Origin of the sequence: Subtercola boreus (assembly GCF_003399635.1) — a bacterium.
GTDB classification, from domain to species: domain Bacteria; phylum Actinomycetota; class Actinomycetes; order Actinomycetales; family Microbacteriaceae; genus Subtercola; species Subtercola boreus_B.
In genome coordinates, this window is the sequence record NZ_NBXB01000020.1 from 64508 (window position 1) to 79775 (window position 15268).

The 15268-nt window shown below is 64.7% G+C and carries 13 protein-coding genes; 5 read left to right on the plus strand and 8 right to left on the minus strand.

What is annotated here, in order from left to right; all coding sequences use genetic code 11:
* Position 1: 1 nt before the first annotated feature.
* Positions 2–3346 (minus strand): family 78 glycoside hydrolase catalytic domain, encoded by a 3345-nt coding sequence (locus B7R22_RS06920; RefSeq protein WP_116411043.1) that lies wholly within the window; start codon positions 3344–3346, stop codon positions 2–4.
* 221 nt (positions 3347–3567) lie between these two features.
* On the opposite strand from B7R22_RS06920, the gene B7R22_RS06925 reads away from it, so the two are divergent.
* The 4 genes from B7R22_RS06925 to B7R22_RS06940 all read left to right on the plus strand — a co-directional run bounded on the left by B7R22_RS06925 (position 3568) and on the right by B7R22_RS06940 (position 8823).
* The gene (locus B7R22_RS06925; protein ID WP_116411044.1) at positions 3568–4593 is read left to right on the plus strand and encodes a LacI family DNA-binding transcriptional regulator; all 1026 of its coding nucleotides are present in this window, start codon (positions 3568–3570) and stop codon (positions 4591–4593) included.
* Positions 4586–6130 (plus strand): hypothetical protein, encoded by a 1545-nt coding sequence (locus B7R22_RS06930; RefSeq protein ID WP_116411045.1) that lies wholly within the window; start codon positions 4586–4588, stop codon positions 6128–6130. Before B7R22_RS06925 ends, B7R22_RS06930 begins: the two co-directional genes overlap by 8 nt.
* Positions 6131–6191: 61 nt before the next feature.
* On the plus strand, positions 6192–7850 hold the full coding sequence (locus tag B7R22_RS06935; RefSeq protein WP_116411046.1) for a hypothetical protein: 1659 nt from the start codon (positions 6192–6194) through the stop codon (positions 7848–7850).
* A gap of 49 nt (positions 7851–7899) precedes the next feature.
* Positions 7900–8823, plus strand: a complete 924-nt coding sequence (locus tag B7R22_RS06940) for an alpha/beta hydrolase (protein ID WP_147305331.1) — start codon at positions 7900–7902, stop codon at positions 8821–8823.
* A gap of 266 nt (positions 8824–9089) precedes the next feature.
* On the opposite strand, the gene B7R22_RS06945 is transcribed toward B7R22_RS06940, so the two are convergent.
* The 5 genes from B7R22_RS06945 to B7R22_RS06965 form a co-directional block, all read right to left on the minus strand.
* Positions 9090–9770: a hypothetical protein gene (locus tag B7R22_RS06945; protein WP_116411048.1), complete on the minus strand. Its 681-nt coding sequence runs from the start codon at positions 9768–9770 to the stop codon at positions 9090–9092.
* 124 nt (positions 9771–9894) lie between these two features.
* On the minus strand, positions 9895–10716 hold the full coding sequence (locus B7R22_RS06950; protein WP_116411049.1) for an alpha/beta fold hydrolase: 822 nt from the start codon (positions 10714–10716) through the stop codon (positions 9895–9897).
* A gap of 32 nt (positions 10717–10748) precedes the next feature.
* Positions 10749–11465: an alpha/beta fold hydrolase gene (locus B7R22_RS06955; protein WP_116411050.1), complete on the minus strand. Its 717-nt coding sequence runs from the start codon at positions 11463–11465 to the stop codon at positions 10749–10751.
* A gap of 62 nt (positions 11466–11527) precedes the next feature.
* Entirely contained in the window at positions 11528–12433 is a 906-nt protein-coding gene (locus B7R22_RS20060; RefSeq protein ID WP_116411051.1) for a helix-turn-helix domain-containing protein, read from the minus strand.
* Positions 12434–12504: 71 nt separating this feature from the next.
* Positions 12505–13083, minus strand: coding sequence for a TetR/AcrR family transcriptional regulator (locus B7R22_RS06965; RefSeq protein WP_172582251.1), 579 nt, complete (start codon positions 13081–13083; stop codon positions 12505–12507).
* An 82-nt stretch (positions 13084–13165) separates the two neighbouring features.
* On the opposite strand from B7R22_RS06965, the gene B7R22_RS06970 reads away from it, so the two are divergent.
* Entirely contained in the window at positions 13166–13654 is a 489-nt protein-coding gene (locus B7R22_RS06970; RefSeq protein ID WP_172582252.1) for a MarR family winged helix-turn-helix transcriptional regulator, read from the plus strand.
* Here B7R22_RS06970 and B7R22_RS06975 read toward each other — a convergent pair whose 3' ends face one another.
* Together B7R22_RS06975 and B7R22_RS19465 are read right to left on the minus strand one after the other, a co-directional pair.
* Entirely contained in the window at positions 13655–14845 is a 1191-nt protein-coding gene (locus B7R22_RS06975; protein WP_116411053.1) for an MFS transporter, read from the minus strand.
* A gap of 5 nt (positions 14846–14850) precedes the next feature.
* A complete protein-coding gene (locus B7R22_RS19465; RefSeq protein WP_216363415.1) occupies positions 14851–15111 on the minus strand; it encodes a hypothetical protein in 261 nt (86 codons plus the stop codon).
* Between the last annotated feature and the right edge of the window lie 157 nt (positions 15112–15268).

Genomic DNA, 15268 nt, shown 5'->3' on the forward strand with positions numbered 1-15268 from the left:
ATCAGAACGTTCGAGGCGCACTCGTCCACCCCACCCGCCCGACGCGAAATCCGAACTCGTGCGGCCCGTCGCCCTCGGGTAGGGGCAGCCAGGGTCCGCGCCCGGTATCGTGAACGTCGCTCCAGCGGATTCCGACCGCCACTTCGACGACCGCATTGCGTCCGGGCCAGTCGGCAATCTCGAGGGCCACGCGGTTCCACGCGATGGGCAGCGGTCGAGCGCTGGCAATGCGAACTGAGCCGTCGGCCGAGGTGAGCCGCAGCAGAGGCCGCACTCGGCGCCCCACCAGCCCCGGGCCGTCGACGTCGAAGCTGGCGAACGCGAAGGTGGCATCGCTGAGGTCGAAGGTGCGGCCGCTGGCATCGAGCACCAGCCACTCATCGACCTCGGGCCTGAAATCGGCGAGCTGCACGTCGAGCGTGGGGGCAGGGAGCGGCTGGTGGTACACGGGAGTGCAGATGATGTCGTGCTCATCGATACGCACCACCGCGTTGGGCGCCTCCGGCAGCCACGTGCTGGTGACCCCGTCAGACAACCAGGTCTCGCCCGCATCGGTTCGGCGGGGCGGCTGTGCAACGGGTTCGTGACGCTCGGGCAGCACGACGGCCGCTTCGAGAGTGTGGATGCCCGGCCCGAACACGTGCGTCCGTTCGCCGCTTCGCGTGTCGACGCCATCGACCCGTACCGTGCCCGGAGTCACCGCGACCGCACCCGGCATCACGACCTCGGCGACGGCACCGACCGGAACGGTGACCGCGATCGAGTACACCCCGGCCTCGTAAGCCCACTTCGCCAGAATCGCTCCGCGCGGGGTCAATCGCTCGAATGACATCGCATTGACCAGCCCCACGAGGCGGGGATCAATCGTGAAGCGGCGAAATCCCGGCTCCGTCGGGCGCAACCCGGCGACGTACCGCCAGGCCCACGCCGCATACGGTGCGCCGAGACCGATGTGGTCGAGTGACGCAACGCCCACGTTCTCGTTGTCGATCCACCAGGTCTCCCAGAAGGTGCCGGGGCCATCGACGAGCATCGAACCGAGGCCCGGCTGCTGTCGCTGGCGGAGTGCCGCGAGCAGCGCGGTGCCGCCGTCTGCTCGCGCCAGGGCTTCGACGACGGCTTTCGTGCCGGGAAATCCGCTCGAGAGTCGGTCGCCGCTCGCCTCCACTGCGAGGCGTAAACGGTCTCCCAAGAAATCGTGGTCGGCCGCATCGGCCAGACCCGTGACAAGCGCAACGGCATTCGATCCCTGCGAATCGTTACCCCAGACGCGCTCGACATCATCACGAAGGTGGTGCCGAGCGCCGGCCACAACGGTCTCGGCCTGCTGCCGCCTGCGCACAGCTTGGTCTGGCGCCCCGGTAGCTTCTTCGAGATCGGCCAGCTGCCTGAGTGACGTCAGCACGGCACCGGTCTGCAGCAGAACCGGTGGGGTCTGCTCGAACGCGAGCCAATCGGCACCGTAACTGATGTCGGATTTCGTAACGATGCCATCGTCCAGCGCATCGACCTGCCAGTCGGCCCAGCGCCGGATTGTGGGCAGAAGCTCGTAGATGATGGAAAGATCGCCGGTGGCCCACCACAGCTGCCAGGGAATCTCGGTCATCGCCGACCCCCAGACCGGGTCGGCGGGCTGAATCCCTTCCGGCCCGAGCAGGTTTGGCGAAACACCGAGAATGCCGCCGTCGGTCTGGGCATCGAGCGCCACGTCGGCCAGCCAGTTGCGGTAGACGCCCACGAGGTCCAGGTGGGCGAGTCCGGCTTCGGCCGAAATCGAGGCGTCGCCCGTCCACCCGCCCTGTTCACGGGTGGGGCAGTCCGACGGAAATCCCGGGGTATTGTTGTACTGCGTTCGCACCGCCATCTCGACCATGCGGTTGAGTTCCGGTGAATCTGAGGACAGCGTGCCGCTCTTCTCGGCGGCGGAGTGAAGCACGCCTGCCGTGAGTGTCGCGGTGACGTGGGGCGCGATGTTGCGCACCTCGACAAAGCGAAAACCGAACGACGCGAACCACGGTGAAGCGGTTTCATCGCCTCCCGCTGCGGTGTATGCGAAAACCTGACGTTCACGGTTTCGATCGCTCGGCAGCCGGATGTTCGTGGTGTCGACCCGCCCGTTCGCATTGAGTTTCTCGCCGTGCACCACCTCGAGCCGCACGCCAGGGGTCATGCCGTGCAACTCGAGGCAGACCCGGGCGGAGACGTTCTCGTCGAGTTCGTAGACTCGAACATCCTCGGCCGGCGTTCCGATCTGGGTCGCCGACAAGCGGCGGACCACGCGGACGGGCGGCCCTGCGTCGGGCACGATGACGGCGGACTGCGCTGAGCGGTCTGACACAGGGGTGCTCGCGGCGGGAGCACCGGTGTCGGGTCGGGAGGCCGGCATGGAGACGGTGACGTCGGTTTCGGTTTCGGTCTCGGCGCCCGATTCGGCAGACCACACCGCGACGGCGTCGGCATGGCGCCCCGCATCACCGACGGGCTGGCCGCCGGGCGATGCCCAGGCATCGGCGATGCGCGCGTCGTGCTCCTCGAGGTAGAACGGGTCGTCGGCGACGAGGGAGGTGTGCGAGACCCTCCAGCCCGGCGACGTTCCGACGCTCTGCACTGACGCGTCGGAGTATTCGATGCGCAGCTCGGCGATGACGCGGGGCTGGTCGAGCACGAGACGGTAGTGTCCCAGCACGGCCGCCACCGCGAAGCGGTGCATGCCACCGCCCGCGGCAAGGAGGTGAGTCACGTCGTAACTGCGTGAAATGGAACGTTTCAGCGACGAATCAGTCGGGTCGTTGGCCTCAGGATTCACCGGGCTTCCATCGACGTAGGGGCGAAGCTTGCCGGCTCCGGCGAAGTGCACAGTCGCACGCGCGACCGTGCGGCCATCGGCACTCGCATCGACCTCGAAATCAATGAATGCAGCATCTGTCGATGCGAACGTGATCCACGATGCATTCCAGTCGGCCGGAGTGAGCGGGCCGACAACGATCGCGGCCGACTGCGACCACGGCGAAACGATGCCGCGCTCGTCGGTGACGCGCACGGCCCACGAGAGCTGCGAGTGCGCAGCAATCGCGTCGCCTCCCCAGACAATTCCGCGATTCTCGCCCGACTCGACGAGTCCCGACGACCAAACGACGCCTCGGCGATCGCTCGTCTTTGTGGCCACGATCTCGTAGGCGACCTGCTGCTGGCCCCTTCGCGCCAGCGGCACGATCCAGGAGAGTCGGGGTGTTACCGAGGTGGCAACGGGAAGTGCGACTCCCGATGCGTTGTCGTCGGCGAGTCGATCATCCACCATCAGGCGAACGGGTGCCGCAGCATGATCGGCTGAACGGTTGTGCTGCATTGCAGAGCCTCTCCAGATGCCAAATGAAACCTTTCAGCTCCAGGCTCATATTTTAGTCACACTTCACTTCGAGGCGAAAGTTCTCGGTAGAATCTTCTGAAACGTATCAGTGCTCCCTGGCGTGGCAGGCCGAGATATGGCACGGTTACTGGCATGCCGATGTTGAGTGAACACGATGAACAGCCCGTGTGTGCAGACGGCAGGAAACGAGTGGTGAGCAGATGAAGCCCAATGTTGGCATTCGTGAGGTTGCTGAACACGCGGGGGTGTCAGTCGGCACGGTTTCGAACGTGCTGAACCACCCGAAGAACGTCACTCCGGCAAACCTGGCCAAGGTGCAGCAGTCGATGATCGAGCTGGGATTTGTGCGGAATGATCTCGCGCGTCAATTGCGAATGGGGGCCGGCAGCACGATTGGCCTCGTCGTGCTGAACATCTCGAACCCCTTCTTCGCGGACCTCGCTCACGCACTCGAGGCCGAGGCTGAGGTCAACGGTCACACGGTCATTCTGGGTTCGAGCGATCAGGACGCCGAGCGCGAAGATCGTTACATCGATCTGTTCGAGGAGCAGCGGGTGCGCGGCATGCTGATCGCACCGCTGCACGGCGTCACCCCTCGGTTGTCTCGCCTGCGGTCACGCGGAACGCCAGTGATCTTGTTCGACAGCTCGGCCGACCCTGAACACTTCTGTTCGGTTACCCTTGACGGGACTGCCGGCGGGTACATGGCCACCAATCACCTGATCGACACCGGCCGGCGCAAAATCCTCTTCGCCGGCGGCCCGTTTTCGCAGGTGGGCGAGCGTCTCACCGGCGCGAGCAAGGCCGCACGCGAGCACGACGGGGTGACGCTTTCGCTGATGGAGACGAACGACCTGACCGTGGCCGAAGGGCGAGAGGTGGGCAACAAGATTCTGGCGATGCCGACCACTTCTCGGCCAGACGCCATTTTCGCGGCGAACGACCTTCTCGCTGTGGGCATTCTGCAGTCGCTGATTCTCGCCTCCGATCTCTCGGTGCCCGACGACATTGCCCTGATCGGCTACGACGACATCGACTTTGCCGCCTCCACCATGGTGCCTCTTTCCACCATCCGTCAGCCCCGCGAGCTGATCGCCCGAGAGGCGCTGCGTCTCTTGCATGAAGAGTCCGATGCCGGCTCGGGGCACGTTCACGGCCGGCACCTCTTCACTCCCGAGCTCGTGGTGCGCGAGAGTACGCGCCCCGCAGAGCGGGCAGATGCCTGACGTCTACCCGGCCGACCGCGCCCCGCTCTTCACCAGCACCAGGGCACAGGATGCCCGGCTCGCCGCCTCGTTCGACCGCCTCGCGCAGCCCGACTATGCCCCGGCGGCAGTCATCGCCGAGACCGTCGACGACCCGTGGCCGGGGGATCTCGCGGGTCGCCTTCTGCTCTCGCTCTCGCGTTTCGCGCGCGCCGGCTGGCCCGCCCTCCCGCATGCGGCCGAGTTGTTCGAGGCCATGCTCCAAGCGGTTGAGGGGCACGGGTATTTCGGCCCACCGTTGGGCGACGTGGTCGACGAACAGCAGGTTGCCTGCCACGGGTGGGTGGTGTCGGGAATGCTGCAGTACTCGGCCGTGAGTGGGGATGCTCGGGCATCCGTCGCCGCGTTTCGAATCGTCGATACGCTGCTGTTGCCTGCGCTCGCCCGGCTCGAGTCGTACCCGTTCGACCGAGACACCTCGGCCGTGGTGGGGGAGGCGTCAGGGAGCGCCGACGTGATCGCGAACGGCTGGCAGCTTTCGACCGACATTTGGTGCCTGTTTCTTTCGCTGAATGGCTTGGTGCCCAGCTACCTCGAGTCGGGCCGCACCGAAATCGCGGCAGCGATCGTTTCACTTCGCCGGGTGCTCGACCGCGTCGATGTCGTGGGCAAGCGGGCGCAGCTGCACGCGACGCTGGCCGCCGCGCGCTGTCTCGCCGACTTCGCTGAAGCCGGGCTCGCTGGTGCAGATGATTCCGGCGTCGGCGCGGACCAGTTTCTCGCCGCGCAGACCACCGCACTGCGGCTCTACGACTCCTACGCCGCCCACGGCCGCACCCTCAACTACGCCACATTCAATTGGTTCGGTCGCCCCGACTCGTGGACCGAGCCCTGCGCCATTGTCGACTCCCTCGCGCTTGCCTACACGCTCTGGCGCCTCACACGTGACGATCGCTACCTCGCTGACGCGCACCGAGTCGAGTACAACGCGCTCGACACCGCCGAGCGCCCGAACGGCAGCTTCGGACTCGACTCCGTGCTGACGCCCGACCACCCCGAGCTGCATGCTCTCCACCCCGATGCACGCTGGTGCTGCACCATGCGTGGCGCGCTCGGACTCCTTGAGGCGCGCGAGAACTCGGTCGCTTACGTGGCGCTGTCGGGCGGTGGCGCAGAGTTCGAATTGGTCGGCTTCCACTCCGGCACGATCAGAGCGGGAGGGTGGACGTTCCGAGAAACCACTGTCTACCCGGCCGTCGGCCAGGTGAGCTTCGAGGTGGTTCGCGCGCCGGTGGCCGGCGCGCCGCTGACGCTCACGCTGCAGTTCCCAGAGGGCGGAAGGATTACGGTGGTTCTTCCCGCGCGACCGGGAGCCCTGGTGGAGGCAGTCATTCCGCAGGCAGTCGCGCGAGAGGCGGTGGGCGGTGGCCTCGTGAGTGTGTTTCGCGGGCCGGTGCTGCAGAGCATCCATTCGGCGACACCGCGACCGCCCGGCGAACTCGACCCGAACGTAAAGCTTGACATACCCCCGAAGGGGGGGCAAACTGAGCCTGCCTGAAATTGAAACGTATCATCTGAAACGTATCACCCACCGTGATCGGGCAGAGGGAGCATAACGAATGACGAAGTTCGACGACCCTTCAGAGAAGAAGGAAGCGCAGTCTTCAGTGAAGAAGAGTGCAGAGTTCACCACGCCCAGACGTTCGTTTCTGATGGGCTCGGCTGCTGCTGCAGCCGGGGCGGCAGCATTCGCGGTCTCAGGAACGACGCCCGCGTTCGCCGGCGGCCAGCCCGCGCCGCAGCCCGGACCCCAACCCGATTTCCGCAGCCCGAGCAGTCTGGGTGCGGCAGCCCGACATCGCGGATCATCGGCGAGCGCCAACCGTAAAGCGACCCAGATCGGCATCGGGTACGAGACGTGGTTCGACGCGGTGGGCTGGCCCCGCCCCGAGGCTGAGCCGGTGCTCGGTCACTACAGTTCGCTCGACGAAGGCGTGATTCGCCAGCACGCCGCCTGGATTACCTACGCCGGAATAGACCACATCATCGCTGACTGGTCGAACAACCTCGGCGGCAACTGGACCAGCGGAACCGCCGCCAAGATCATCGCCGGCACTGACAAGGTCTTCGAGGTGTATTCGAAGATGCCGGCCAACGCTCGCCCGCAGATCGCGATTCTGCTCGGCGTCGACAACGGGCAGGCCGGCACCGCGAACTTCAACGCGCAGATCGACCAGATCAAGACCAAGTACCTGGCCAATAAGGCGTACAACTCGCTGTTGGTTCAGCACGATGGCAAACCGCTGCTCACCATCTACACCGGTGCTCGCACCACCGTGCCGCCCACCTGGAGCGACCCCGCGTTCACGGTTCGCTGGATGGGCGCGTTTCGCGAGATCGTGCTGAACCCGGGCGGCCAATGGAGCTGGGTCGACCGTGTGGCGTATGCCAACGGAGCCGAAACCGCCATCTCTGCCTTCGACTCGGCCGCCTTCTCGGGCTGGAGCGCTGACGCGCCCTGGTCGGTTCAGAAGGTCACCACTCAGCCGGCCTTCAACGTGTCGCTCGACGAGGTGATCGCCACATCGCAGCCCGTCGGCAACGCCGATCAGAAGACCGGAAACCTCACCAGTGCACCCTTCACCATCACGCAGCGCGTCATCTCGTTCAATGCCATCGGTTTCGACATGAGTGCCGGCAGCGACTTGCCGAACCTCGATGGGCGAAACGTCTATCTGCTGAAAGACGCCGTCACGGGCGCGATTCTGCGTTCGGCGGTGCCCCCGGGCGACTCGACGCGGCTCTACGTGCGGCAGTGGAACGTCTCAGATCTCGTCGGCCGAAGCGTGGTCTTTCAGGCTGTGAACAACAGCACGCTCGGCGGATTGGGCTGGTTCGGCTTCACCGCGCTCATCCAGCAGCGACCCGAGCAGATGACGGCCGTGGTGGCCAACCCGGGTAATGAAGGCCCCGGATCGTTCGCGAACTGGGACGCACACAGCCGCAATTCGGGCGCCAACCTCGTAGAAATGATCGCGAACGCGTACCGCTACGAGCCGGAGTTCTTGACCATTCAGCAGTGGAACGAGTTCGGCCGCCCCGACCAGTTCAGCGTCGCGGGCAGCAACGACATCGAACCCACGAAGATCACCACGCTCGCAGGCGCAGATTCCGACGGTTGGGGTTTCTACTACCTCAAACTCGTGCGCGACCTGGTCGACCAGTATCGCTCGGGTGCAGCTTTTCCGGCGGTGACGCTCGACAGCCGGTACCCCTAGGCGCGTCAGGGGTTGCGTAATTGAGTCATCCGTTTCTGAAGGAGCATTGGTGGCAGAAGGTGTGAGCGCGACCGAGCATCGCATTGAGTTCGGTGCAGAGGGCGAACCGGCTGTCTCGGTGCCGATTCGCGTTTACTCGACGGGCGGTGCGGCATCCTCTGACATATTCGTGTGGATGCACGGCGGCGGCTTCACAGGTGGCGACCTCGACATGCCCGAGTCTGACTGGGTGTGTCGTGAGCTCGCCGCGCGAACCGGGCGAACGATCATCGCGGTCGACTACCGTTTGGCCACCCCTGACGGGCCGCACTACCCGATTCCGTCAGACGATGTCGTGGCGGTCTGGCGGGCAGTCACCGCCAGACCGGCCGAATTCGCAGCGCAGCCAGCGATTGCCACTTCCGAGGTCGCCCCGGTCCCGACTGGTGGCCAGCGCCGGGTCGAGCATGCGGAGCGGATAGCGGCGGTGCCCACTCCACGCATCTCCATCGGCGGAGCGAGCGCCGGGGCGAACCTCGCCGCGGGCGCGGTCTTTCGGCTGAGGGATGCCGCGCTTCCGCTTCCCGACTCCGTCGTGCTCGTCTATCCAACTCTGCACGCCGACCAAGGCCCGCACTCGGCCACGACCCTGCGATCGTTGCGCTCTATGAAGCTGGGCGAGCAACGCTTCGAGCCTGCCGCCATCGCAGCGATGTACGGCACGTATATCGGAAATGAACCGCCGTTCGCGCCCTCACCGGCCGTGCCGGGGCTGCTTGTGCCCGCGGATTTCCCGCCGACCCTGATTGTGACGAGCGACATCGACGACCTGCGTACCTCGGGCGAACTCTTCGCCGCCTCGCTGGCGCTCGAAGGGCGCGAGGTGCACATCGTGCGCGAGAAAGGCACTCGTCACGGGTACTTGAACAGCCCAGAGCATCCGGGTGCCGAGTTATCGATTGCCCGCATGGCGGCCTGGCTCGACGCCCCTTGACCGCCGCTGCCTGTAGGAGTCGTCCGGTGAGAAGTCTCACTCACGTACGTCTAACGGAGCACCGTTTCCCGACCAACGAGGTCCGGCGCGGTGTCGGTCTGGTTACGGAATGGTGGGTACCTGCCGTCGGGGTGCCAGTCGGTGTTCCAGCTGTCCTCGGCCAACACGATTCGGCCCTCGTCGCCGAGGCGCCGAGGCCGTCGGAGCGACGCACGGATCTCTTCACGGACTTCGTCCGCGACAGACCCATATGTCCGCGGTCGAAACTAGGTGGCGTCGGACTGTGTGAGGATTGCTCGGAGACGGGCGTAGCGGTTTTCTTGGTAAATGCCGTGCGATACCGCGAGGATCAGGGCTGCGGTGAAGCCGAGGCTTATGGCGAGTGGATAGCTTGGGGTCATTGCGTAGACGAAGAGCGCGGTGCCGGCACCGGCGAGTAGTGAGTTGACGATGCCGATGGAAGAGGAGACCGTAAAGAAGACGCCTCGACGGTATCCTCGTTGCCCGATGTCTAACATTTCATTTGGCACCGCGCCTGGCGGGATGGGGAAGAAAGTTTCGGCACCGGGTAGCAGCGTTGCGTAGTACTGCCGGATGCGTTGAATGGACGAAAGTGCTGCAACGTCCTCTAATGACGTCTGGACGAGCCGGATGTAGGTGAAGACTCCGAGGATGAAGACGATCGGAATGAGAACTGCGAGATAGCCGAACGCAAACGGTGTCGACGCGAGGAACCCGAAGGCAACGAGTGCGCTGGAGAGGGTCATGAGATAGAGCGAAGCCCGGCTGCTGGATTCGCTGACGGTGATTCCCCGGGCTGATTCCAGCACGAAGTGTTCGGTGAGGAGTGCGTTGTAGAAAGCGAGCGGCCTGTCCTGTAGATCATCGACGGAGCTGGCTGCGTCGGGGATCTTTCTGGCTGGCGGAAGCGGGGTGCCAGCAGTCACAGCATCACCATGGATGAAGGAGTGATCTGAGGGTCTTCCATGTTGTCCTTTGTGGCGGGGGCTGGGGTCGTCGCTATCGATGCGACGACCCCAGCAATACTCTTCGATGTTGCGGCTATCCGATCTACTTCTTGATGAAGGCGAGGATGTCCTGGTCGAGTTCGGTCTGGTAGTCGCCGTAGATGCCGTGCGGGGCGCCCGGGTACACCTTCAGGGTGCCGTCTTTCACCAGTTCGGCGGACTTGAGTGCGGCATCGGTGATGGGAACGATCTGGTCGTCGTCGCCGTGGGCGATGAAGATCGGAACGGTGAGTGCTGTGAGGTCCTCGGTGAAGTCGGTCTCGGAGAACGCTTTGACGCAGTCGTAGGCCGCGGCGAGGTTGACGAGCATTCCCTGCCGCCAGAACTCGCGCTTCGCACCCTCGGACACGGCGCTGCCTTCACGATTCGCGCCGAAGAACGGCTCGGTGAGATCGATGTAGAACTGCGAGGCGTCCTTCAGCACGCCGGCGCGGATGCCGTCGAACGCTTCGATCGGGAGGCCGTCGGGGTTGTTCTCTGTCTTGACCATCAGAGGTGGCACCGCACCGGCGGTGATGACTTTGGCGACGCGGCCGACGCCATGTTGGGCGGCGTAGCGGACGACTTCGCCGCCGCCGGTGGAGTGGCCGATCACGACGAGGTTGGTGAGGTCGAGGTGTTCGATGAGCTCGGAGAGGTCACGGGCGTAGGTGTCCATGTCGTTGCCGGTGTAGGTCTTCGCCGAACGGCCGTGGCCTCGACGATCGTGGGCGATGGCACGGTAGCCGTTGTCGGCGAGGAGTTTAACCTCGATCTGCCACGCGTCTGATGACAGTGGCCAGCCGTGGCTGAGGAGCACGGGCTGCCCTTGGCCTTGGTCGGTGTAGTAGATCTCGGTTCCGTCTGAGGTGGTGAAGTACGGCATGGTTGTTCTCTCTTCTATAGGGGGTGATCGGGTCAGGCCAGGTAGGCGAGGGCGCCGACGATGAGGTCGGCGACCGTGGTGGGGTTTGAGACCATGACCGAGTGCGAAGCGCCGTCGATCTCGACGGTCTTCAACGAACCAGCGCGCTCAGCCATGAACCGCAGGCCCTCTGCGGGGATGTTCTTGTCGCCGGTGCCGAAGACGAACCACGACGGGAGCGTCTTCCAGGCTGGTGTTTCCGCGGGCTGCGGTTCACCGAGCGCGAAGTCCCGGATGGCGCGCTGGGTTGCGGCCGCGATTCGGGCGTCAGCGAGAGGAACGTCGCCGGCGAACTGGTCCGGGAACAGCTCACGGTCGACGATGAGGTCGTTGGTTCCGTCACCGAGCGGGTAGGGCCTGACGGTATCACCGAGGGTGCTACCCGGGAACTGGCCCGTGAGACCGAGCGAGGTTTCCCCGTGCTCAGGCGCGAACGCCGCCACATAGACCAGCCCTTTGACGACTTCGCTGCCTGCGGCGGCTTCGGTGATCACGGCGCCGCCGTAGGAGTGGCCGACGAGCAGCACGGGGCCACCGATCGACTCAACGGCGCGGCGCACGTTGTCGGCGTCGGTGGTGACGCTGCGAAGTTGGTTGGGGGTCGCGATCGCGGCGACACCGCGCTGGTGGAGGTTGGCGAGGACGCCGCTCCAGCTGGAGGACTCAGCGAAGGCGCCATGCACGAGCACGACAGTTGGGGATTCAGACATATTTTTCTCGTCTCGTAGTGTGAATTGGTCGGTCCGCGCCCGGCTCGGCGGAGGATCACAGATCACGTTACGGTCGGGCCGGTCGGCGTGCGTGTCCCAACTGGTACCCCCGTCTGATCGGGCGTCGTCATTGCGCGTTCCGGAGTGTCGGAGACGGAGGGAGTCTGGAATGAGGCGGCCAAGTGCGCGAACACGACGCCCGTGAGGCTTTGGGGTGGCGCCGAGAGCACGGTGAGGAGGTAGCCGGGCATGCTTCGGACCGCGAAGTTCTGAACCTCTATCTCGAGCGTGCCGACATCCTCGACCACCATGTGGATGTGTGCGTCCTCAGGGCCAGAGACGTCGTACCGCGCCCACATCTGCACAAAATCAGAGTCGGCCGAGAGGGCGTCCGTGATCTCCTTCAATCGGGGCGAGAAAGGGTCCGCGTCCCGCCGGAGCCCGGCCAGAGAGGAAAGGGTCATCGGTTCCCACTCGAGGAGGGTTCGCTTCATCCGGTCGTTGAACAAGTCCAGCACAACATTCGAGCCAGCCGACAGCCCTCCGTGACCGAAGGTGCTTGCCAACGGGTTCGCTGCAACGATGTCCCGGTTGCTGTCAGACACGTACGCAGGCGTATGGGTCCACTGACCAAGGATCCGAGCGATCCGGTCAGCCGATTCCGCGGCAGGAACCACGGGGCTGGGTAAGTCACCACTTGCCAGGCGGAACAGATACTGACGCGAGTCCAGATCCAGATGCAACGCCCGCGCAAGCGCATTCAGGACCTGGTCCGACGGTCGGGCACTACGGCCTTGCTCGAGACGCAGGTAGTACTCCGCACTGATCCCCGCGAGCCTCGCGACCTCGTCCCGCCGGAGCCCTGGCACCCGCCTGCCCGGCTCGCGGAAGATTCCCGCATCCTCAGGCTGGCAGACGTGCCGACGAGCACGCAGAAACTCTCCCAACGCATCCGACTTCGCTGACATTCCCTACCCTCTGTTCAGATAGGTCCACCGTAGTACGTACTGGATCGGCTACTCCACATCCCTGTTTTGGTTCAAGCGGCCAGCAGTTGACGCTGGATCGAGGCGGCAGCTCGGGTTCCGATGCGCCGTAGATCCTTGTCGTCACGGCCCATTCGTGAGAGCTGAATGAGCGCCTGTGACAGAGCGACGATATGCGCCGCTGACGCCGCAATCTCTGCCGGCTCGAACCCCTGCGCTGTCACGCCCGACAGGCCTCGAAACACAGCCGCCTCCATCTGGTCGACAGTTTCAGTACTGATGGCCGCAATTTCCGTATTGGTACCGAACTCCGAGATGGTGTTGAGCATGAGACAGCCTCGTCTGTCGGGATGGGACGCGCAGTCGTCAACGATCGCATCGAAGTACGCGTTCACCGTCTGTTCGATTCCATCGCGTTTCTCGTCGAAAACCCTCGCGACGACCGCGACACGTCGAGCGCAGTACCGGTGATAGACAGCAAGAAAAAGCACCCACTTGCTTCCGAACGCCTGGTAGAGGCTGCCATTGGCAACTCCGGTCCGTGCGGACAGGTCAGCCAACGACGCGGCTCGGTAGCCGTGCACCCAGAACAGCTCGACAGCGGCATCGAGGAGAGTGTCTTCATCGAACATGCGAGATCGCGGCATTCCCACACGCTACTCCCGCACGGACGCGCTTCGCGTGAGATGCCTCGGTGGCTTATATTCTGGTGGGATGGCGGGGAAAGAACATAAACCGCGTTTGGCGACGCGGCGGGACTTCGAGACCCTCGCGCTCTGGACGGAGATCAGCGAGGGCATTCGCGCGACCACCCGGTCGATTGATCTGGCGGTGTCCCGGGATTTCGCTCTCGACAGCGGAGAGGCTGACGTGCTGTTGCTTCTGGGGCGGTCGCCCGGCAAGAGGCTCACGATGACGGAACTTGCGAAGGCTATCGGGTTCACCAGCGGTGGTGTCACCAAGGTGGCGGGCCGCCTTCTTGCGAGGGATCTTGTTCAACGGCAGGGCGACTCGGGAGATCGCCGCATCGTGAGGCTGATGCTCACCCCCGAGGGCGAACGGGTGGCGAATGAAGTCTGCTGTGTCATTTCTGACGTTGTGCGGTCGCAGTGGAGCGATGTGCTTGGTGAGGATCGGGCGCGGCAGCTTGCCGCCTCCATCGCGGAAGTGCGTTCGGCGCCGCGCCCGACTTCGGCTGACTGATTAGCTGTGCTCCGGCTTCCGCGCGTTGATCCACCACGCGATCGCGGCGAGGACGATGACGGCGGCGATGATGACCGCTGTCGCTACCGGAAGGCCGAGGTTCGGGGCGAGAGCCCCGATTGACAGTACCGGCACCGCAAGGCCCGTCTGTGCCGCGATGAAATACGCGGCAACGCTCTTGGCGTGGCTTGCGTGTGGCACGGCGCGGCTGAGTTGTCCCAGCCCGCCCATGAACGTGAGTCCGGCCCCGACCCCGCCGAGAAGAGTGCCTGCGGAGAAGAGGACGATGCTGGCTGACAACACGCCGGCGAGGACGAGGGCGAGTGAGCCGATGAGGAGGGGCAGCCCGTGCAGGATCGACCAGCGGGGTTCGCGGGAACGGAAGACGAGTTGCGTGACGACACCGAGTTCGAAGAGGACAAAGGTCGCGAGGCCCGCGATGGCCCGGTTGTCAATGCCGAGGGTCTCGCCGATGAAGCGCGGAGTCAGGCTGGAGAACAGCCCGAGCAGCGTGAAGGTCGGGAACACGGCGACGGCTGAGCGGCCGTAGATGCGGATGGCCGTTCGTGGCACGCCGACTCTCGGAGCCCAGGAGATGCGGCGTCCAGGGATGCGCGGATGAGTTTCCGGGACGAAGAAGGTCAGCGCGGTGACCGCGACAACGAGAATCCCGAACACGACGAATATCAGCTGTGTGGGTGCTGGCAGGTACTGGGCGAACACGCCAGCGATCAGGGGGCCGAGGCCAAGGCCGCCCATGTTGGAGGCGGTAGACACCATCGATGGTAGTGCGGGGTTCGGTCCGCGATAGAACTCGGCGAGAGCGGCGGTTGCGGCGGCGGTGATCAGTCCTACGCCGACGCCGCTGAGGAACCGGGCGGTGAGGAGCATCGGCACATCGCTGGCGAAGAAGAACAGCACCGTCGACGCCAGGGTGAGCACGAGCGCGGCCAACGCGAGAGGGCGCCTCCCTACCTGGTCGGAGAGCCCGCCGAAGAAGATGAGCGCGAGCAGGGTTCCGAGAACGTAGATTGCGAAGATGCCGGTGGTGGTTTCCGCGCCGAATGCGAAGTCGGAACCCCAGAGTGTGTAGAGGGGGATGGGGAGTGTTCCGCCGGTGGTGAGGAGCGCGAACGTGCCAGCGATGATGCTGAACGATGCGCCGTACCCTGTACGGGTTGTTGTGGCCATGATTTTCACTGTTCCTTGCTTGGGTTGAGCTGTGGGGGCTTTGCGTGGAGCAGGAGCCGGACAGCCAGTCCGGAGGAGATGCCGAGAAGCGAAGCCGCCGCACCGATCCAGAGTGCTGGTCCGTCGATACCGAAGAGGTGATCGACGGACCAGATACCTGGGCCGGTGAGGCTGAGGGTGGTGATGGCGGCTATGAGCACGAGCGGGTATTCGTAACCGTCGTTTTGTACCCAGAGCCCGTGGGCGGTCTTGACAGTGAGTGCCACTGTCATGACCGCCGTTGCGGCGATGGCCGCAGTAGTGCCCCATAAGGTGGTGTAGCCCGGTGGCCTGGCTTGTCGTTACTGACGTGAGCGCGGTCACCGTGTGATCCTTCGAGGAAACTCCTACATCCCACTCGAAAGGCTTCAACACGATGACCGC